This is a genomic window from Caenispirillum bisanense (genome assembly GCF_900230255.1).
GTDB classification, from domain to species: domain Bacteria; phylum Pseudomonadota; class Alphaproteobacteria; order Rhodospirillales; family Rhodospirillaceae; genus Caenispirillum; species Caenispirillum bisanense_A.
The window spans coordinates 378,986-395,355 of record NZ_OCNJ01000004.1; the positions used below are offsets into that span (position 1 = coordinate 378,986).

A 16,370-nucleotide genomic window follows, 5' to 3' on the forward strand; every position below is an offset into this window, starting at 1 on the left:
GACGAACATCCCCCTTTTTCATACGGTCCATAGGCGAAATCGTTTTTGCAGCATCCCTTTGAGGTTCTCAAGGCAAACTTCTGCCAACTGTAGGGCTTTTCCCAATCCATCTTGGAGCGACGCGGCGGAGCGGCGGACAGCCGCGCGGTAGATCGTCCCGCCGACATTGGGCGCGCCTGACCACAGTCTCAGCCGCATGTCATGGCCCCGATCCGGCCGCTGCCGGTCCCGATCCGGGAGCCCACCATGCCCGACGCCTCTCCCCTCGCCGCGCTCGACGCCCTGCCGCCCCTGTAGACGACGGAGGCCCGCGAGACCGCCGAACTGATCCTGCCGCTGCGCTTCACCTGCCGCTGGCACGCCCTGTCCTGGTACCCCGTCGAGCGCGACGGCGACGTCCTGTTCGGCTTTACCACCCGCGTCGTCCCCGAGTGGCGCCACGTCCACATCCGCGAGCTGCTCGACCGGCACCACGGTGATGCCGTCGTGCTCGACGGCAACCACCGCCCGGCCCCCGCCCCCGACGTGCCGGAGATCTGGGCCCATCGCCTCGACGACATCACCCCCTTCCGGCCGTCACGGGTGCGTCTGCCCTGACGGTCACCCCGGCGGCATCGCCGCCTCACCAAGGAGACCCGCATGTTCACGTTCGCCATTCCCGCCTCGCCCGCCAGCACCGCCGGTCGCGGCGGTTCGACCGCTGGCAGCCTCGGCACCGCCCTCGGCCGGACCCTGCTCACCGGCTGCGCCCCGTCGCTTCCCGCGACGCCGTCCGCGTCGCCCGACATCACCCTCATCAAGGTCGAGGTCAACATCGGCACCGGCCGCTGACGACCGCCAGTTCCCATCCTGCCCATCGGGCGGTCGGCCTCGTGCCGACCGCCCTTTTTCATGCCCGGAGTCCCGTCATGACCGTCCCTTCCGCATCCGGCGACACCGAGATCCTCCTCGTCGCCATCGCCCTGTCGCAGGGCGCCCGCATCGTCGCCCGCCACTATCACCTGAGCCCCTCCGACCGCGAGCGCCTCGGCCACGCCCTGCTCGGCCTGATCGACCTCGGACACGTCGCCGCCTATGCGATCCTCCCGGTCGCCTATGCCGGCGCCATGGATGACGCCGAGGCGGACCTCCGCCAGGCGGTCGGAGTCGTCGCGGCCGACGCCGTCCTTGCCGCAGGCGACCGGGCGCACCCGCGCGACCTGACGCATCCGCAGATGCTCGTCGCCGCCTGGGCGTTCGAGACCCGCCTCGGCACCCGCCCCACCGCCGCCGCCAAGGCCGGTCCTCTCGACATCGTGCTGCAGGCCGATCCGGCCGACGACGACGAGACCGGCATCACCCTCCCCGGTCTCGACGGCCTCTGGACCCTCTCGGCCTGGACGCCCCTGTGACACGCGCAGGCGCGCCGGAGCGCCCTGGCGCGTCTGCGCTCATCCCTCAGGAGACTTCCCCATGCCCGCGCTGATCCTCACCAAGGCGCTGCTCGCCGATCCCCCGGCCGTGCCCGACGGCGCCGCCAAGCTGCGCCTGTTCGACAGCCGCACCCGCGGTTTCATCGCCGAGATCCGCCGCAGTTGCATCACCTTCTACTTCCGCTACCGCGACGCCCGCGGCCGTGACCGCGAGGTCAAGCTCGGCCGCCTCGGCGACGTCACCCTCGACCAGGCCCGCCGCCGCGCCGAGCAGTTGAAGGCCGAAACCAGCCTCGGCGCCGATCCGGTCGCCGAGGTCCACAGGAAGAAGGCGGTGCCCACCGTCCAGGCCTTCATCGACGAGCGCTACATGCCCCACGTCCGCGACACCCTGCGCAGCCACGCCACCGTCGGCGCGTTCTGCCGCCGCATCGTCGCCGCCCTCGGCCGCAAGGCGCTGGACGAGGTCACCCCGGCCGACGTCGCCGCCTTCCGCAAGCACCTGATGGAAGGCGCCCTGTCCAACGCCTCCGTCAACCGCCACCTCGCCACCCTGCGGGCACTGTTCAACCTGGCGCGGCGCTGGCAGCTCTACGAGGGGAGCAACCCGGCCGCCGCCCCCCGGCATGCTCGCCGAGCGTCATCGCGACGTCTACCTGTCGGCCCAGGAGACCCAGGCGCTGGTGCATGCCCTCGACCGGGAGCCCGACCGCGACGCCGCCGCCGCCCTGATGCTGCTGTTGCTGACGGGGGCGCGGAAGAGCGAGGTCCTGAACGCCCGGTGGGAGCATGTCGACCTCCACCGCAGCCTGCTCACCGTCCCCCGCTCCAAGTCGGGGCGCACCCGCCACATTCCCCTGTCGCCGCTGGCGGTGCAGGTGATCGTCCACCAGCACCAGCGCCACCGTCCCGGCGGCGACGGCGGCTGGGTGTTCCCTGGGAAGGGGGTGGGAAAGGCGCGGGAGGATCTGCGGGGGCCGTGGAAACGGGCCAAGGTGGCTGCCGGGCTGCTGCCCGACACCCGCATCCACGACCTGCGCCACAGCTTCGCCTCGGCGTTGGCGAACGAAGGAGTGCCACTGAATGAGATCGGCGTCATCCTCGGCCACAGCCAGCTCGCCACCACCGCCCGCTACGCCCACCACGCACCGCAGCGCCTGGTGGAAACGGCGACGGTCGCCGCGAGGGCGTGGAAGCTGGTCGAGGGGCCGGGTGTCGAGTGACTCTGCCGGGGGCTGTGGCTCCCGGCTTTTTTTGCGGCGGCTCTAGCTGCGCCAGACGTCATGGCGCCGCCGGAAGGTCCATTGCGGAGGGGCGGGGCTGACGGACAGCGGCGGACACTCGCCCGCATCCCGGGACCATCGCGGACTTTCGCCGGCGGGGGATAGCCGTGGGACGCCTTGCCAGCCACCGGACGGCAGACATGGAAAAGGCCTGAAAGCTGTTCGCTCTCAGGCCTTTATTGGCGCGCCCGGGAAGGTTCGAACTCCCAACCTCCTGATCCGTAGTCAGGTGCTCTATCCAGTTGAGCTACGGGCGCTTTTTGCTTCGGCGGTGCGTCCCGCCGAGGGCGCTGTATGTATCGCGGCCCTGCGGGGTCTGCAAGCAAAAAAACGTCATGCCGTTCTTTTTTCCGTCAGGTCGGCCGCCGACGGGGCGGGAGGGCCGATTCCTGCCACTGCACGGCAGCACCTCCTCCACCGCGGGATGCCGCGGAAATGGCCGGCGCAAATGCGGCTTGTCCCACATCTTCCCATTCAGTACACTCGCGGCCCATAAGCCTTTCGGGGGAATGCGCGCGTTTTTCCGGGCTGGAACAAGTTGTTAACGATACCCCTGGCCGGGTCCGAACCATAAAAAGGTAAAGCTCGATGGCGCTGTCGAAGAGTGGTCTGTTCGTGGTGGGCGCGACCTTTGCCCTCGCCGGATGCTCGGTCGCGACCGACGCTCTGTTCCCCGCCGACGACGGGACGGGCCAGACGACCACCATCGGGGCGTCGAGCGGTGAGAGGGGCGGGGCGCCGACCGTGAGCGGCGAGCCGCTGGAAATGGGCACCGGCACCTTCGAGCCGAGCCAGGTCTCCTCCTTCCAACCGAGCGGCACCTTCGTCGGCCAGAAGGTGCAGCAGTTCCACAAGGAACTGCAGGCCCTCCAGGGCACCCTGCGCAACCGCAACCAGGAACTGCAGCAGCTGCGCAACGAGGTAATGGCCGACAGCGCCGGGTATCACGAGCGCGTCGCCTCCATCAACGCCCGCCTGCAGGTCGGCACCACCCCCGGCAACCCGACCCTGGTGCAGCGCTGGAACGAGGCGCAGACCCAGCTCGACGAGATCAATTCCAACATCGCCTACATGAACCAGCTGTCGACGCAGATCGCGTCGGACAGCGCCATGGCGGCCTACCTGCTGGAAAGCATCCGCGCCGCCTACAACCTGTCGGGCGCCGTGGAGCTGGACCACGCCCAGCTGCGCACCCTGGAGGACGAGACGGCCCAGACGGTGGTGCTCATCGACCGCCTGCTCGGCGAGCTGTCGGAAGACGTGGCACGCCAGCAGACCTACGTCTCCAACGAGCGCAACAACCTCAACACCCTGGCGGTCGCCATCAAGACCGGCCAGACCTACGGCCAGTCGCTCGGCTACCGCAACCTGGTGCTGTCGGGCAACCAGCCGGCGCTGTCGGCCATCGGCCCGGCCGGCCTGCCGGCGGCGCGGCTCGGCGGTCAGCCGCTGGTGGTGATCCGCTTCGACGACCCCAACGTCGCCTACGAGCCGGCGCTCTACAACGCGCTGAGCAGCGCCCTGGCGCAGAACCCCAATGCCGGGGTGGAAGTGGTGTCGGTCAGCCCGACCAACGCCATCCGCGGCCGCGAGGCGCTGAACGCCAACACCGCCCGCCGCCACGCCGAGAAGGTGGTGCGCTCGCTCACCGACATGGGCCTGTCCGGCGACCGCATCCGCCTGAGCGCCACCACCAGCCCCGACGTGCCGGCGCCGCAGGTGCAGGTCTACGTGCGCTGACACGAGGCTTCAGGCCCGACGAGACGAAGGCGCCCCTCCGGCCGGAGCGGGCGCCTTTTTCGTGCACCTCAGCCCCGCCTCAGGCCCGGATCGCCGCGAAGCACTCGACCAGGAAGCCCACCATCGCCGCCACGGCGGCACTGCCGCGCAGGTCCTGGTGATAGGCGAGCCACAGGTCGCGTGTCAGCCGGCGCGGCGACACCGGCACGAGCCCCGCCTGCACCGCCGCGAAGGCCGGCAAGGCGACCACACCCGCCCCGCCCTGCGCCGCCGCCATCTGGATGGCGAGGTCGTTGGAGCGCAGCACCACCGGCCGCTCGCCTGCTTCCTCCAGCAGCAGCATCTGCTGCGGCAGGTGGTCCAGGCTTTCGTCGAAGGCGATGAAGGCCACGTCGGCCGCCGGCGTCGCCTCGGCATAGCCGGGCGCGGCGAACAGACCGTAGGCGAGGCTGCCCGCCAGCCGCACCACCAGCGTCGGGTCTGCCGGGCGGCCGACGCGCAGCACCACGTCCGCCTCGCCGCGGCTGAGCGACACGGTGCGGGCCTCGCCCAGCAAACGCAGGTGCAGGTGCGGATGGCGACGCCGCAGGTCCGCGAGGCGCGGCGCCAGCAGCATGGAGGCGAAGAGCGGCGGCGCGCTGACCGAGACGGTGCCGGCCACGGTCTCGCGGCTGCCCTGCAGGCTGCGCTCCAGCGCGAAGGCCTCGTCCTCCATGCGCCGCGCATGTTCGGCCACCCGCTGCCCCGCTTCGGTCAGGACGTAGCGGCCGGAGCGGCGGTCGACCAGCTTGGCGCCCGTCGCCGCTTCCAACGCCGCCACCCGCCGCGCCACGGTGGCGTGTTCCACCCGCAGGCGCCGGGCCGCCGCCGACAGGGTGCCGGCATCGGCCAGGGCGGTGAAGTGGCGCAGATCGTCCCAATCCAGCATGGGAATTTTCTCACAGTCGGTGGGCAACCTTGACGAATTTCGCACAAGACGCGGCTGCGGCACAGTAGCCGCATGCACATCCCCTCACCGGAGCCTCCGACATGACCCGCCCCGACTCCGTCCGCAAGATCGTCCGCATCACCGGCCGGCCCGGCAGCACCGCCGCCCTGCGCGAAGCCCTGCTCGCGCTGGAGCCGCCGACCCGCGCCGAGCCCGGCTGCCGCGGCTTCACCTTCTACCAGGCCCTCGGCACGCCCGCCGTCTTCCTGCTGCACGAGCACTTCGACTCGCCCGCCGCGCTGGAGGCGCACATGGCGCAGCCCTACACCCAGGCCTTCTTCGGCCTTGGTCTGGTGGAGGCGACGGCCGTCGTCGCCGCGCAGTGGGAGGAGTGACCATGGCGCGCCGCAAGCTGCCCGCCCGCGCGCAGGTGATCCTGACGCCCATGATCCTGTCGTTGCTGATGTCGGGGGTGGTCTCGGCCGTCGCGACGCTCACCGCGACGGGCCTCGCGCCGGGGGTGACCGGCACCATCCTGCACGCCTGGGGCCTGTCCTACGTCATCGCCTGCCCGACGGCCATCGTCGTGCTGCCGCTGGTGCGGCGCATCGTCGGCCTGCTGGTGGAGTCGCCGGCCTGATCGGCCGGCGGCACCCCTGCCCTACAGCCCGAAGCCGTCGTCGCGGCGGCGGCGCAGGGCGAGCACCGCCTGGGTGCGGCTGCCGACGTTGAGCGTCTTGAGGATGCCGGTCACGTGGCTCTTCACGGTGGAGAGGTTGAGCCCCATGCGTTCGCCGATTTCCTGGTTGGACAGGCCCTCGGCGAGCAGGCGCAAGACCTCCTGCTGGCGCTTGGTCAGGCCGGCCGGCAGCGAATCGAGGGCGCCGTCGCGGAAGCGCACGGGCTCGCCGCCGCCGTTGGTACCACGGTCCAGCCCGCCCAGGATCGGCGGCAGGTAGGTGCCGCCCGCCAGGACGAGGCGGATGATGTTGAGCAGCAGCCGCTGGTCGGTGGTCTTCGGCACGAAGGCCCGCACCCCCTGCGCCAGCACGGCCCGCATCTCCTCGGCCGCATCCAGCATGGAGAACACGAGCACGGGCGTCGGATCGGCCAGGGCGACGATCGCCTTCACGTCGTCCAGCCCCCGCACGCCCGGCATCCGCAGGTCGAGCACGAGCAGGTCCGGCCGCTCCCGCCCGTTGCCGGCGGCGGCCTGGAACAGCGCGCGGACCTCGTCACCACTACCCACTTCTTCCACCACCGGCGCCGGCTGAATGTCCGACAACAGATGGCGCAACCCACACCGGACGATGGAATGGTCGTCCGCCAGAACGATTCGCATGGAGCACCCCTCGTGTTCCCCACCCTCACGCAACCCACCGGGGAATTGGGCCGCGTCATGCCCCCAGGCACGAGTCCCTTGTACCACGGGGGTGGGGGCATGGCGATATCCGAAAGGTTGATGTTGGGGCTTAGGTGCCGCGAAATGGCCCTTGGCGGCGCGCCGAATCGTCGCTTTGCTGGAGCCATCGAAGACACACGAGAGGACACACGATGGCGCATCCCCGCTTCCTGGTGGTCGAGGGCAACGTGCGAGAGGCCAGCGAGGCGCTGGAGAAGGCCGGCGCCACGCCGTTCGGGCCGCTCTACGCCGCCACGCTGCAGGCGCTGCATCCCGGTGCGGTCTGCGACATCGTGCGCCCCGCCGACCCCGACGGGACGCTGCCGTCCGGCGCGGCGCTGGCCGATTACGACGCGGTGGCGTGGACCGGCTCGGCGCTCAACGTCTACGACATGACGCCGCCCATCACCCGGCAGGTGGATCTGGCCCGTGCGGTCTACGACTCGGGGGTGCCGTTCTTCGGCTCGTGCTGGGCGCTGCAGGTCGCCACGGTGGCGGCGGGCGGAGTCGTGCGCAAGAACCCCAAGGGCCGCGAACTCGGCATCGCCCGCAAGATCACCCTGACCGAGGCCGGCCGCGCCCACCCCATGTACGCCGGCAAGGGCCCGGTGTTCGAGGCGGTGTGCATCCACCAGGACGAGGTCGAGACCCTGCCGGACGGCGCGGTGCTGCTCGCCTCCAACGCCGTCAGCACGGTGCAGGCCGCCGAGATCCGGCACGGCCGCGGCGCGTTCTGGGGCATCCAGTACCACCCGGAATACGACCTGCACGAAATCGGCCACATCTGCCTGCGCTACGCCGAGCGGCTGGTCGACCAGGGCTGGTTCGACAGCGTCGAGGCGGCAGCCGACTTCGCCGCCAAGTGCGACGCCCTGGTAGCCGACCCGGACGGGCGCAAGGACCTGCGCTGGCAGCTGGGGGCCGACGAGGACGTGCTCGACGCCGCCATCCGCCTGCGCGAGATCCGCAACTGGATCGAGCACCGCGTCCTGCCGTCCATGGCCGAGCGCGGGCGCTGATCCCGCCGGCTCAGTTCACGCCGACCTTGCGCGCCGCCTTCAGCAGGTTCTCCTTGCCGTGGGCGGCGCAATAGCCCGACAGGTTCTCGACGAAGGACTCGAACACCCGCCAGTCCAGCACGGTGTCGCCGGAAACGCCGCTCAGGTAGCCGTCGAGCCACAGGAACATGCCGGCCACGTCCTCCTGGCTGCTGGTCTGCACGACTTCCACGAACTCGCGGCAGGAGGCGCTGCCGAAGTCGATGTTGCCCGACGCCGCGGCGGGCTGGGCGAGCAGCAGCAGGGCGGCGGCGGTGGCGGCGGTCTGGCACAGGGTCTTCATGGCGGGTCCTTTGCGAACGGAGGATCAGGAACGGACGGTGCCGGCCGGCGACGCGGCGGCGCGGCGGCGCAGGACGACGAGGGCCACCGTCACCGCCGCACCCGCCACCAGCAGGCCGATGCCGAGCACCGGGCGCTGGGCGATCCACGCCAGCGCGATCACCACCAGCGACAGCGCGAGCGCGAGCGTGCCGGCGATGAGGCTCAGCCCGGCGCCGACCACCTGGCCGAGCAGCGGGATCACCGAGGCGGCGACGGCGAGGATGGACAGCGCCGCCCGCAGGCCGATGGTCATGACGACGAAGCCGACGAGGCGCAGGATCCAGGTCAGCAGGGTGTTCTCCTGCTCGGCGGTGCGGAACATGGCGTCGGCGGGCACGATGCCCTCTTCCAGCAGTTCCACCTCTCCCGTCGGCGTGGCGAAGGGCACGAAGCCGTCGCCGTACTGCTGCGACACGACGCTGACCGCCGTCGGCTCCACCACCGCGAAGCGGACCCGCAGGTCGCCCACCTGCGGCGCGGCGGGGTCCTGGCCGAGATAGAGCTCCTCGCCGTGACGGCCGACCGGACGGCCGACGACGGCGGCGGGCAGCGACGCGGCGTGATCGGCGAGCGCCAGCGGCCGGCTGCGGTCGATGCGCGACACCAGATCCTCCGACAGGCGGAAGGCGCCGAGGGTGACATGGCCGGCCTGCCAGCTCTGGCTGGTCAGCGGCATGGCCGAGGGATTGCGGTGCCCCTCCGGCTGCTTGAAGCGCGACGAATCGGCGAGACGGCTGTCCCAGCCGCGGGAATAGCGGTAGGTGGTCACCGTCTCGGTGCCGCCGCCCAGCTTCTCACGGGTTTCGGACGAGGTTTCCTCGCGCCACTGGTACATCTCGACCGTGCGCACGAGGCGCAGGGCGGTGACGGCGATGCCGAAGGTCGGATCGGTCAGGCGGTCGGTGGTGGTCGCGGTGCCGGAGACGTGCAGCAGGCGCCCCTCGTTGGCCGGGTCGACGCGATCCACCGCGGCCGGTACGACGGCGGCGGCGCCGCTCGCCAGCGCGCGGCTGCGGTCGACGGCGCGGCCCTCGTTCCAGCTCAGCAGCACCACGGCCGCGATCACCAGCACGGTGCCGACCACGATCCCCTTGATCGCCGAACCGAGTCGGCCGAACCAGGACCGATGGGTGACCTCGGTCACCGTATCGCCGTCGTCGAGCATGGTCGCCTCTCCCCTGTCCTGTCGTTCTGGCCATGACGGACGCCCGTCAGCTGCGGGTTCCGGTGCCGGCGGAGCCTTTCTTGCGCGTCTTCATTTCCGGCACGCCGATCCAGCCGCCGCCCGACGCCGGCGCCGTCTCCTCCGCCTCGCCCTCGGCCGGATCGCCGCGGTGGTAGGCGAGCGCCTCGGCCATGGCCGCGTCCAGCTCGCGCACGCGGGTCGAGTCGGAGGGATGGGTGCTGAGGAATTCCAGTCCGTCGCCGCCACCGCCGCCGGCCGCCGCCATGCGCTGCCAGAAGCGCGGCGCCTCGCGCGGGTCGTAGCCGGCCATGGCCATGAAGATCATGCCGAGGCGGTCGGCCTCCGATTCGTGCAGGCGGCTGAAGGGCAGCAGCACGCCGACCTGGGCCCCCAGGCCGAAGGCGGCCTGCAGCAGGCCGCTGCCGACCGAGTCGTCGTCGTCGCCCGCCAGCAGCCCCACCACCAGGGCGCCGGCGGCCTCGGCGAGCATCGCCTGGCTCATGCGTTCGTTGCCGTGGTTGGCGACGGCGTGCGCCACCTCGTGCCCCATGACGACGGCGAGGCCCTGCTCCGTCTCGGCCACCGGCAGGATGCCGGTGTAGACGGCGACCTTGCCGCCGGGCATGCAGAAGGCATTGATCTCCTCGCTGTCGACCAGGACGTATTCCCAGTCGTAGCCGGCGAGTCGCTCCGCCTGCCCCTGCTGCGTGAAGTAGTCTTCCACCGCCCGCTGGATGCGCCGGCCGACGCGGGTGACCATGCGCGCCTCGGCGGTGCCGTCCACCACGTCGCTTTCGTCGACGAAGTCGGCGAAGGCGGCCGCCGCCTGGCTGCCGATCTCGGCGTCGCTGATGAGGCTGACCTGCTGCCGGCCCGTGATGGGCACGGTCTCGCACGCCGCCAGCACCAGCACGGCGAGCACCACCAAGAACCGCCGCATGCCGGCCCCCCTTTCCCCCCGGGGGCGACCGCGCCGCCAGCGTCCCCCCTCGGAACGGGCGGGTTCCCCCTGTAGCCCTCTTCGCACCGCGCCCGTCGGCTGTCAATTGGACCGATCGGGAAGGGCGAGGCCGAGAAACTCCATACCGCCGGCGTCACACCATCGTCATTTGCAATCAGTTTGGAATTCTGGAACAGTCATCCACATGAAGACGACCGATGCAGTCACCCTGTTCGCGGCGCTCGCCAGCGAGGCTCGCCTGACCGTCTGGCGCCTGCTCCTTCAGCATGTGCCGGGCGGCCTGACCCACGGCGACCTGGCGGCGGCGCTCGGCATGCCGAAGCCCACCTTGTCCTTCCACCTCCGCGACCTGCGGATGGCGGGGCTGGTGGACAGCCGCAAGGACGGCCGCACCGTCGTCTACACCGCCAACGCCCCGGCGGCGGAGGCCCTGGCGGCCTTCCTGCTGGAAACCTGCTGCGGCGGCCACCCGACGCTCTGCACCGACCGCCCTGCTCCGGAGACGACCATGAGCCTGGCCCCCGACAAGGTCTATAACGTGCTGTTCCTGTGCACCGGCAACTCCGCCCGCAGCATCATGGCCGAGGCCATCCTGCAGCGCGAGGGGCAGGGCCGCTTCCGCGCCTTCTCCGCCGGGTCGCGTCCGCGCGGCGAGGTGGCGGGCGAGGCGCTGACGCTGCTGGCCCGCAACACCCTGCCGACCGGCCACCTGCGCTCCAAGAGCTGGGACGAGTTCGCCAAGGACGGCGCGCCGGTCATGGACTTCGTCTTCACCGTCTGCGACGACGCCGCCGGCGAGGTCTGCCCGGTGTGGCCCGGCCAGCCCATGACCGCCCACTGGGGCGTGCCCGACCCGGTATCCTTCGTCGCCGATGCCAAGCAGCGGGCGCTGTTCTTCGCCGACGTCTACCGCATGCTAGCCAACCGCATCAGCATCTTCTGCGCCCTGCCCCTGCGGTCGCTCGACCGCCTGGCGCTGCAGAAGCGGCTCGATGCCATCGGAGCCATGGAAAAGACCCCTGATGTCGACGTCGCGTAGTAAGCCCGCCATGGGCCTGTTCGAACGCTATCTGACCGTCTGGGTGGCGCTGTGCATCATCGCCGGCGTCACCCTCGGCACCCTGATCCCGGCGCCGTTCCAGGCGCTGGGGCGGATGGAGGTGGCGCAGGTCAACCTGCCGGTCGCCGCCCTCATCTGGCTGATGATCGTGCCCATGCTGCTGAAGGTGGACTTCCGCGCCCTCGGGCAGGTGAAGGAACACTGGCGCGGCGTCGGCGTGACCGTCTTCGCCAACTGGGCGGTGAAGCCCTTCAGCATGGCGCTGCTCGGCTGGCTGTTCGTCGGCTGGCTGTTCCGGCCCTGGCTGCCGGAGGCGCAGATCGACAGCTACATCGCCGGCCTCATCATCCTGGGCGCGGCGCCCTGCACCGCCATGGTCTTCGTGTGGAGCCACCTGACCGACGGCGAGCCGCACTTCACCCTGAGCCAGATCGCGCTCAACGACACCATCATGGTATTCGCCTTCGCCCCCATCGTCGCCCTGCTGCTCGGCCTGTCGAGCATCATCGTGCCGTGGGAGACGCTGATCGTCTCGGCCGTGCTGTTCGTGGTGGTGCCGGTGCTGGTCGCCCACCTGTGGCGCAACGCCGTGCTGGCGCGCGGCGGCGAGGCGGCGCTGGCGAAGCTTCTGAAGACCATCCAGCCGGCGTCGCTGGCGGCGCTGCTGCTGACGCTGGTGCTGCTGTTCGGCTTCCAGGGCCGCCAGATCCTCGACCAGCCGCTGGTCATCGCCCTGCTGGCGGTGCCCATCATCATCCAGGTGTTCTTCATCTGGGGCTTCGCCTACCTGCTCAACCGCTGGACCGGCGAGCGGCACTGCATCGCCGCGCCCTCGGCCCTCATCGCCGCCTCCAACTTCTTCGAGCTGGCCGTCGCCACCGCCATCGGCCTGTTCGGCTTCGAAAGCGGCGCCGCGCTCGCCACCGTGGTCGGCGTGCTGGTGGAGGTGCCGGTCATGCTGACCGCCGTGAAGATCACCAACGCCACCCGCGACTGGTACGGCCGCGGCCGCACCGTCGCCGCCCGCACCCGGAGCGCCGCCCCATGACCACGCGCATCGCCATAAACGGCTTCGGCCGCATGGGCCGCCTCGCCCTGCGCGCCGCCTTCGACCGGCCGGACGTCGCCTTCGTCGCCATCAACGAGATCAAGGGCGGCCCCGAAGTCGCCGCCCACCTGCTGGAGTTCGACACCGTGCACGGCCGCTGGCCGCGCGCCATCGGCTTCGACGAGGCGGCCGTGACGGTGGAGGGCCGCCGCCTCGCCTTCACCGAGGCGCCGAGCCCCGCCGACATCCCGTGGACGGGCGACGAGGTCGACGTGGTACTGGAGTGCTCGGGAAAGTTCCGCACGCCGGAAAGCCTGCAACCCTACTTCGACCGCGGCATCCGCAAGGTGATCGTGGCGGCCCCGGTGAAGGACGACCGGGCGCTCAACATCGTCATGGGCGTCAACCACGGCCTCTACGACCCGGCGAGGCACCACCTGCTGACGGCGGCGTCGTGCACCACCAACTGCCTCGCGCCGGTGGTGAAGGTGATCCACGAGCAGATCGGCATCGTCCACGGCTCCATCACCACCATCCACGACGTCACCAACACCCAGGTCATCGTCGATGCGCCGCACAAGGACCTGCGGCGCGCCCGCTCGGCGCTGAACGCGCTGATCCCGACCTCGACCGGCTCGGCGACCGCCATCGCGCTCATCTACCCCGAGCTGACGGGCAAGCTGAACGGCCATGCGGTGCGGGTGCCGCTGCTCAACGCCTCGCTGACCGACTGCGTGTTCGAGGTGGCGCGCGACACCAGCGCGGAGGAAGTCAACGCCCTGTTCCGCGCCGCCGCCGAGGCCGGGCCGCTGAAGGACATCCTGGGCTTCGAGCCGCGCCCGCTGGTGTCGACCGACTTCACCGACGATCCGCGCTCCGCCATCGTCGACGGCCCCTCGACCATGGTGGTGAACCGCCGCCAGGTGAAGGTCTACGCCTGGTACGACAACGAGTGGGGCTACGTGAACCGCATGATGGAGCTGGCCGCCCTGGTCGGCCGCACGCTGTAGGGCCGCCATGTCCGCCGATCTCCGTTCCTATGCCGGCGTCACGGCCGCCTACTGGGCCTTCACCCTCACCGACGGCGCGCTGCGCATGCTGGTGCTGCTGCACTTCCATCGCCTCGGCTTCACGCCGGTCGAGCTGGCCTTCCTGTTCCTGCTCTACGAGGCCATGGGCATCGTCACCAACTTCTTCGGCGGCTGGATCGGGGCGCGCTTCGGCCTGCGGCTGACGCTGTTCTCGGGCCTGGCCGTACAGATCGCGGCCCTGCTGCTGCTGTCGCGGGTGAGCCCGGACTGGACCATGGCGCTGTCGGTCGCCTGGGTGATGACGGCGCAGGCGCTGTCCGGCGTCGCCAAGGACCTCACCAAGATGAGCAGCAAGTCGGCGGTCAAGCTGGTGGTGCGCGAAGACGCCGCCGGCGGCGGCCAGAGCCTGCTGTTCCGCTGGGTGGCGCTGCTGACGGGGTCGAAGAACGCGCTGAAGGGCGTCGGCTTCTTCCTCGGCGGCTTCCTGCTGTCGACGCTCGGCTTCGCGCCGGCGCTCTATGCCATGGCGGCCATGCTGGCGGTGGTGCTGGGCTTGTGCCTCGCCACCCTGCGCACGGAACTCGGCAAGGCCAAGAGCAAGATCAAGGGGCGCGAGCTGTTCTCCAAGACGCGGGAGATCAACCTGCTGTCGCTCGCCCGCGTCTTCCTGTTCGCCAGCCGCGACGTGTGGTTCGTGGTCGGCGTGCCGATCTTCCTGTCGTCCACCATGGGATGGGACTTCTATGCCGTCGGCACCTTCATGGCGGTGTGGGTGATCGGCTACGGCATGGTGCAGGCGAGCGTGCCCAGGCTGTTGCGCCGCACCACCGACGCCGCCACCGGCGCCCGTGCCGCCCGCGTCTGGGCCGCCGTGCTGGCGGTGATCCCGGCCGGCATCGCGCTGGCCCTGTCGCCCGGCGTGCTGGGCCTGACCGGGGCCGACACGGCGGTGGTGCTGATCGGCGGGCTGCTGCTGTTCGGCGCGGTCTTCGCCGTGAACAGCGCCGTGCACAGCTGGCTCATCGTCGCCTATTCCGACGCCGACAAGGTCGCGCTCAACGTCGGCTTCTACTACATGGCCAACGCCGTCGGCCGCCTGGGCGGGACGTTGCTGTCCGGCGTGATCTACCAGCTGGCCGGGCTGCCCGCGACCCTGTGGGCGAGTGCCGCCATGCTGGCGGTGTCGTTCCTGGTGGCGCTGGCGCTGCCGAGTACCGCCCCCGGCAGCGCCGTCAGCCGCGAGGAGCCAGCAGGATGACGGCGGCCCCGAGCAGGCACAGGGCGCCGCCCATGGCGTCCCAGCGGTCGGGCCGGGCGCCTTCCACCAGCCACATCCAGGCGATGGACGACAGGATGTAGATGCCGCCGTAAGCGGCATAGGCGCGGCCGGCGAAGGGGGCGTCGACGCGGGTGAGCAGCCACGCGAAGGCGACGAGGCAGACCACCCCCGGCCCCAGCCACAGCACCGACTTGCCGAGCCGTGCCCAGGCCCAGAAGGCGAAGCAGCCGGCGATCTCGGCGGCCGCGGCGGCGACATAGACGGCGATGAAGGACACGGTCGGGCGGGCTCCCTGCGCTGTCGCCGCAGGGTCGGCCATCGCGGGCGCCAGTGCAAGAGCCAGCGGCCGTCAGCCCTTCAGCCAGGCGGCCACCGCGTCGGGCCGCGGCACGCCGCCGGCATGCACCACCGTGCCGTCGACCACGACGCCGGGCGTCGACATCACGCCGTAGCCCATGATGGCGGCCATGTCGGTCACCTTTTCCACCTCGACCGCCACGCCCAGCTCGGCGGCCTTCTTCTCGATCAGGGCGGCGGTGGTGACGCAGTTCCGGCAGCCCGACCCCAGCACCTTGACGTGTTTCATGATGGGTCTCCCATGGATCAGGGCATCAGCCCGTTGAACAGGTAGCCGACGGCCATGAAGGCGAGCGCCAGGAAGCCGCCGAACCACGCCAGCCCGCGGACCTTCAGCACCTTGCGCAGAATGACGAACTCAGGCACCGAGATGGCGACGACGCTCATCATCAGGGCCAGCACGGTGCCGATGGGCACCGCCTTGGCGAGCAGCGCCTCGGCCACCGGGATGACGCCGGTCGCATTGGAATAGAGCGGGATGCCCGCCAGCACCGCCACCGGCACGGCGTACCAGTTGTCGGCGGCGGCGAAGCGGGCGAAGAAGTCCTGCGGCACGAAGCCGTGCAGGAAGGCGCCGATGCCGACGCCGATCAGCACGTAGAGCCACACCCGCCCGACGATCTCGCGCACCTCGCCGGCGGCATAGGCGATGCGGCCGCGCAAGGTGGTGTCGGGCGCCGGCATCGCCACCTGCCCCATGCGGATCTTCCACACGTAATCCTCCACGTGCCGCTCCATGCGGAAGCGGTCGGCCAGCCAACCGCCCAGGATGCCGACGGCCAGCCCGGTGCCGACATAGAGCGCGGCGATCTTCCACCCGACGACACTGCCGAGGATGACCACCGCCACCTCGTTGATCATGGGCGAGGCGATGAGGAAGGCCATGGTGGCGCCGAGCGGGATGCCCGCCTCCAGAAACCCGATGAACAGCGGCACCGACGAGCACGAGCAGAACGGCGTCACCGCGCCCAGAAGCACGGCCAGCACATAAGCGACGCCGCGCGGCTTGCCCTCCAGGTAGCCGCGCACCTTCTCCGGCGCCAGCACGCTGCGGAACAGGCCCATGACGAAGATGATGACGACCAGCAGGGTGAAGATCTTCGTCACGTCCTCGACGAAGAAATGCAGCGCATCGGCCGTCCGCGTCGCCGGCGCGAGACCGGCGAGGTCGTAAGCGGCCCAGTCGGCCAGCAGGGTGAAGACCTCGAACATGACGTTCTCCGCCGCGCCGTCATGCCTTCAGCATGCGACCTGTCCTGCGGCGGCGGCAGCGGGCATCCGGCAGCCCAGCCATGCACCAG

20 protein-coding genes, 1 tRNA gene and 2 pseudogenes are annotated in these 16,370 nt (G+C 70.7%); 13 read left to right on the plus strand and 10 right to left on the minus strand.

The genetic code is table 11. From position 1 onward, the window contains the following. Nucleotides 1-18: 18 nt before the first annotated feature. Entirely contained in the window at nucleotides 19-504 is a 486-nt protein-coding gene (locus CRP50_RS26060; RefSeq protein ID WP_141415115.1) for a hypothetical protein, read from the minus strand. Nucleotides 505-639: 135 nt separating this feature from the next. Between CRP50_RS26060 and CRP50_RS11545 the strand changes: the two genes are divergently transcribed. The 4 genes and pseudogenes from CRP50_RS11545 to CRP50_RS26070 all read left to right on the plus strand — a co-directional run bounded on the left by CRP50_RS11545 (nucleotide 640) and on the right by CRP50_RS26070 (nucleotide 2,635). Beyond that, complete coding sequence (locus CRP50_RS11545) at nucleotides 640-831, plus strand: hypothetical protein (RefSeq protein ID WP_097279310.1); 192 nt, start codon at nucleotides 640-642, stop codon at nucleotides 829-831. A gap of 77 nt (nucleotides 832-908) precedes the next feature. Next, on the plus strand, nucleotides 909-1,391 hold the full coding sequence (locus CRP50_RS11550) for a hypothetical protein (RefSeq protein ID WP_097279311.1): 483 nt from the start codon (nucleotides 909-911) through the stop codon (nucleotides 1,389-1,391). A 61-nt stretch (nucleotides 1,392-1,452) separates the two neighbouring features. Then, a pseudogene (locus tag CRP50_RS26065) lies at nucleotides 1,453-1,935 on the plus strand (Arm DNA-binding domain-containing protein); the annotation flags it as partial. A 103-nt stretch (nucleotides 1,936-2,038) separates the two neighbouring features. Continuing rightward, nucleotides 2,039-2,635, plus strand: coding sequence for a tyrosine-type recombinase/integrase (locus CRP50_RS26070; protein ID WP_245913443.1), 597 nt, complete (start codon nucleotides 2,039-2,041; stop codon nucleotides 2,633-2,635). Between the two features lie 240 nt (nucleotides 2,636-2,875). On the opposite strand, the gene CRP50_RS11560 is transcribed toward CRP50_RS26070, so the two are convergent. Continuing rightward, a tRNA-Arg gene (locus CRP50_RS11560) sits at nucleotides 2,876-2,952 on the minus strand. Between the two features lie 331 nt (nucleotides 2,953-3,283). On the opposite strand from CRP50_RS11560, the gene CRP50_RS11565 reads away from it, so the two are divergent. After that, nucleotides 3,284-4,435: a hypothetical protein gene (locus CRP50_RS11565; protein ID WP_176525135.1), complete on the plus strand. Its 1,152-nt coding sequence runs from the start codon at nucleotides 3,284-3,286 to the stop codon at nucleotides 4,433-4,435. A 79-nt stretch (nucleotides 4,436-4,514) separates the two neighbouring features. Here CRP50_RS11565 and CRP50_RS11570 read toward each other — a convergent pair whose 3' ends face one another. Continuing rightward, nucleotides 4,515-5,363, minus strand: a complete 849-nt coding sequence (locus tag CRP50_RS11570) for a LysR family transcriptional regulator (RefSeq protein ID WP_097279312.1) — start codon at nucleotides 5,361-5,363, stop codon at nucleotides 4,515-4,517. Nucleotides 5,364-5,464: 101 nt separating this feature from the next. Between CRP50_RS11570 and CRP50_RS11575 the strand changes: the two genes are divergently transcribed. Both CRP50_RS11575 and CRP50_RS11580 read left to right on the plus strand, forming a co-directional pair. Next, nucleotides 5,465-5,758, plus strand: a complete 294-nt coding sequence (locus CRP50_RS11575; RefSeq protein WP_097279313.1) for a putative quinol monooxygenase — start codon at nucleotides 5,465-5,467, stop codon at nucleotides 5,756-5,758. 2 nt (nucleotides 5,759-5,760) lie between these two features. Beyond that, nucleotides 5,761-6,003, plus strand: coding sequence for a DUF2798 domain-containing protein (locus CRP50_RS11580; RefSeq protein ID WP_097279314.1), 243 nt, complete (start codon nucleotides 5,761-5,763; stop codon nucleotides 6,001-6,003). A gap of 21 nt (nucleotides 6,004-6,024) precedes the next feature. Here the strand turns inward: CRP50_RS11580 and CRP50_RS11585 are convergent, their stop codons facing one another. Further along, entirely contained in the window at nucleotides 6,025-6,705 is a 681-nt protein-coding gene (locus CRP50_RS11585) for a response regulator (protein WP_097279315.1), read from the minus strand. Nucleotides 6,706-6,917: 212 nt separating this feature from the next. Here CRP50_RS11585 and CRP50_RS11590 point away from each other — a divergent pair, with 212 nt between their 5' ends. Next, nucleotides 6,918-7,784, plus strand: coding sequence for a type 1 glutamine amidotransferase (locus tag CRP50_RS11590; RefSeq protein ID WP_097279316.1), 867 nt, complete (start codon nucleotides 6,918-6,920; stop codon nucleotides 7,782-7,784). Nucleotides 7,785-7,794: 10 nt separating this feature from the next. Here the strand turns inward: CRP50_RS11590 and CRP50_RS11595 are convergent, their stop codons facing one another. From CRP50_RS11595 to CRP50_RS11605, 3 genes are read right to left on the minus strand one after another with little or no spacing between them, the layout of a single operon-like run. Further along, entirely contained in the window at nucleotides 7,795-8,106 is a 312-nt protein-coding gene (locus CRP50_RS11595; protein WP_097279317.1) for an HdeA/HdeB family chaperone, read from the minus strand. A gap of 24 nt (nucleotides 8,107-8,130) precedes the next feature. Beyond that, complete coding sequence (locus CRP50_RS11600; RefSeq protein WP_097279318.1) at nucleotides 8,131-9,312, minus strand: TMEM43 family protein; 1,182 nt, start codon at nucleotides 9,310-9,312, stop codon at nucleotides 8,131-8,133. A 46-nt stretch (nucleotides 9,313-9,358) separates the two neighbouring features. Continuing rightward, nucleotides 9,359-10,273 (minus strand): M48 family metallopeptidase, encoded by a 915-nt coding sequence (locus tag CRP50_RS11605; protein ID WP_097279319.1) that lies wholly within the window; start codon nucleotides 10,271-10,273, stop codon nucleotides 9,359-9,361. Nucleotides 10,274-10,478: 205 nt separating this feature from the next. On the opposite strand from CRP50_RS11605, the pseudogene CRP50_RS26490 reads away from it, so the two are divergent. From CRP50_RS26490 to arsJ, 5 genes and pseudogenes are all read left to right on the plus strand, one after another. Then, nucleotides 10,479-10,715: pseudogene (locus CRP50_RS26490) on the plus strand (ArsR/SmtB family transcription factor); the annotation flags it as partial. 93 nt (nucleotides 10,716-10,808) lie between these two features. Next, a complete protein-coding gene (locus CRP50_RS26495) occupies nucleotides 10,809-11,333 on the plus strand; it encodes an arsenate reductase ArsC (RefSeq protein ID WP_416045208.1) in 525 nt (174 codons plus the stop codon). After that, a complete protein-coding gene (gene arsB / locus CRP50_RS11615; protein WP_245913444.1) occupies nucleotides 11,317-12,402 on the plus strand; it encodes an ACR3 family arsenite efflux transporter in 1,086 nt (361 codons plus the stop codon). Before CRP50_RS26495 ends, arsB begins: the two co-directional genes overlap by 17 nt. Then, nucleotides 12,399-13,412 carry an ArsJ-associated glyceraldehyde-3-phosphate dehydrogenase gene (locus CRP50_RS11620; protein ID WP_097279322.1) on the plus strand — a complete coding sequence of 338 codons (1,014 nt, stop codon included), beginning with the start codon at nucleotides 12,399-12,401 and terminating at the stop codon, nucleotides 13,410-13,412. The genes arsB and CRP50_RS11620 overlap by 4 nt, the downstream gene beginning before the upstream one ends. A 7-nt stretch (nucleotides 13,413-13,419) precedes the next feature. Further along, nucleotides 13,420-14,691, plus strand: a complete 1,272-nt coding sequence (arsJ, locus tag CRP50_RS11625) for an organoarsenical effux MFS transporter ArsJ (protein ID WP_097279323.1) — start codon at nucleotides 13,420-13,422, stop codon at nucleotides 14,689-14,691. On the opposite strand, the gene CRP50_RS11630 is transcribed toward arsJ, so the two are convergent. The 3 genes from CRP50_RS11630 to CRP50_RS11640 are packed head-to-tail and all read right to left on the minus strand — an operon-like array spanning nucleotide 14,666 to nucleotide 16,281. Further along, nucleotides 14,666-15,031 carry a YnfA family protein gene (locus CRP50_RS11630; protein WP_097279324.1) on the minus strand — a complete coding sequence of 122 codons (366 nt, stop codon included), beginning with the start codon at nucleotides 15,029-15,031 and terminating at the stop codon, nucleotides 14,666-14,668. The genes arsJ and CRP50_RS11630 overlap by 26 nt on opposite strands. Nucleotides 15,032-15,061: 30 nt before the next feature. After that, the gene (locus tag CRP50_RS11635; protein WP_097279325.1) at nucleotides 15,062-15,298 is read right to left on the minus strand and encodes a thioredoxin family protein; all 237 of its coding nucleotides are present in this window, start codon (nucleotides 15,296-15,298) and stop codon (nucleotides 15,062-15,064) included. Between the two features lie 17 nt (nucleotides 15,299-15,315). Next, nucleotides 15,316-16,281, minus strand: coding sequence for a permease (locus CRP50_RS11640; RefSeq protein WP_097279326.1), 966 nt, complete (start codon nucleotides 16,279-16,281; stop codon nucleotides 15,316-15,318). Nucleotides 16,282-16,370: the final 89 nt, after the last annotated feature.

Excerpts from the sequence above, each read along its gene's own strand:
- CRP50_RS11545 (WP_097279310.1), top strand. The coding sequence starts at position 640 with ATGTTCACGTTCGCCATTCCCGCCTCGCCCGCCAGCACCGCCGGTCGC.
- CRP50_RS11550 (WP_097279311.1), top strand. The coding sequence starts at position 909 with ATGACCGTCCCTTCCGCATCCGGCGACACCGAGATCCTCCTCGTCGCC.
- CRP50_RS26070 (WP_245913443.1), top strand. The coding sequence starts at position 2,039 with ATGCTCGCCGAGCGTCATCGCGACGTCTACCTGTCGGCCCAGGAGACC.
- CRP50_RS11565 (WP_176525135.1), top strand. The coding sequence starts at position 3,284 with ATGGCGCTGTCGAAGAGTGGTCTGTTCGTGGTGGGCGCGACCTTTGCC.
- CRP50_RS11570 (WP_097279312.1), bottom strand. The coding sequence starts at position 5,363 with ATGCTGGATTGGGACGATCTGCGCCACTTCACCGCCCTGGCCGATGCC.
- CRP50_RS11575 (WP_097279313.1), top strand. The coding sequence starts at position 5,465 with ATGACCCGCCCCGACTCCGTCCGCAAGATCGTCCGCATCACCGGCCGG.
- CRP50_RS11580 (WP_097279314.1), top strand. The coding sequence starts at position 5,761 with ATGGCGCGCCGCAAGCTGCCCGCCCGCGCGCAGGTGATCCTGACGCCC.
- CRP50_RS11585 (WP_097279315.1), bottom strand. The coding sequence starts at position 6,705 with ATGCGAATCGTTCTGGCGGACGACCATTCCATCGTCCGGTGTGGGTTG.
- CRP50_RS11590 (WP_097279316.1), top strand. The coding sequence starts at position 6,918 with ATGGCGCATCCCCGCTTCCTGGTGGTCGAGGGCAACGTGCGAGAGGCC.
- CRP50_RS11595 (WP_097279317.1), bottom strand. The coding sequence starts at position 8,106 with ATGAAGACCCTGTGCCAGACCGCCGCCACCGCCGCCGCCCTGCTGCTG.
- CRP50_RS11600 (WP_097279318.1), bottom strand. The coding sequence starts at position 9,312 with ATGCTCGACGACGGCGATACGGTGACCGAGGTCACCCATCGGTCCTGG.
- CRP50_RS11605 (WP_097279319.1), bottom strand. The coding sequence starts at position 10,273 with ATGCGGCGGTTCTTGGTGGTGCTCGCCGTGCTGGTGCTGGCGGCGTGC.
- arsB (WP_245913444.1), top strand. The coding sequence starts at position 11,317 with ATGTCGACGTCGCGTAGTAAGCCCGCCATGGGCCTGTTCGAACGCTAT.
- CRP50_RS11620 (WP_097279322.1), top strand. The coding sequence starts at position 12,399 with ATGACCACGCGCATCGCCATAAACGGCTTCGGCCGCATGGGCCGCCTC.
- arsJ (WP_097279323.1), top strand. The coding sequence starts at position 13,420 with ATGTCCGCCGATCTCCGTTCCTATGCCGGCGTCACGGCCGCCTACTGG.
- CRP50_RS11630 (WP_097279324.1), bottom strand. The coding sequence starts at position 15,031 with ATGGCCGACCCTGCGGCGACAGCGCAGGGAGCCCGCCCGACCGTGTCC.
- CRP50_RS11635 (WP_097279325.1), bottom strand. The coding sequence starts at position 15,298 with ATGAAACACGTCAAGGTGCTGGGGTCGGGCTGCCGGAACTGCGTCACC.
- CRP50_RS11640 (WP_097279326.1), bottom strand. The coding sequence starts at position 16,281 with ATGTTCGAGGTCTTCACCCTGCTGGCCGACTGGGCCGCTTACGACCTC.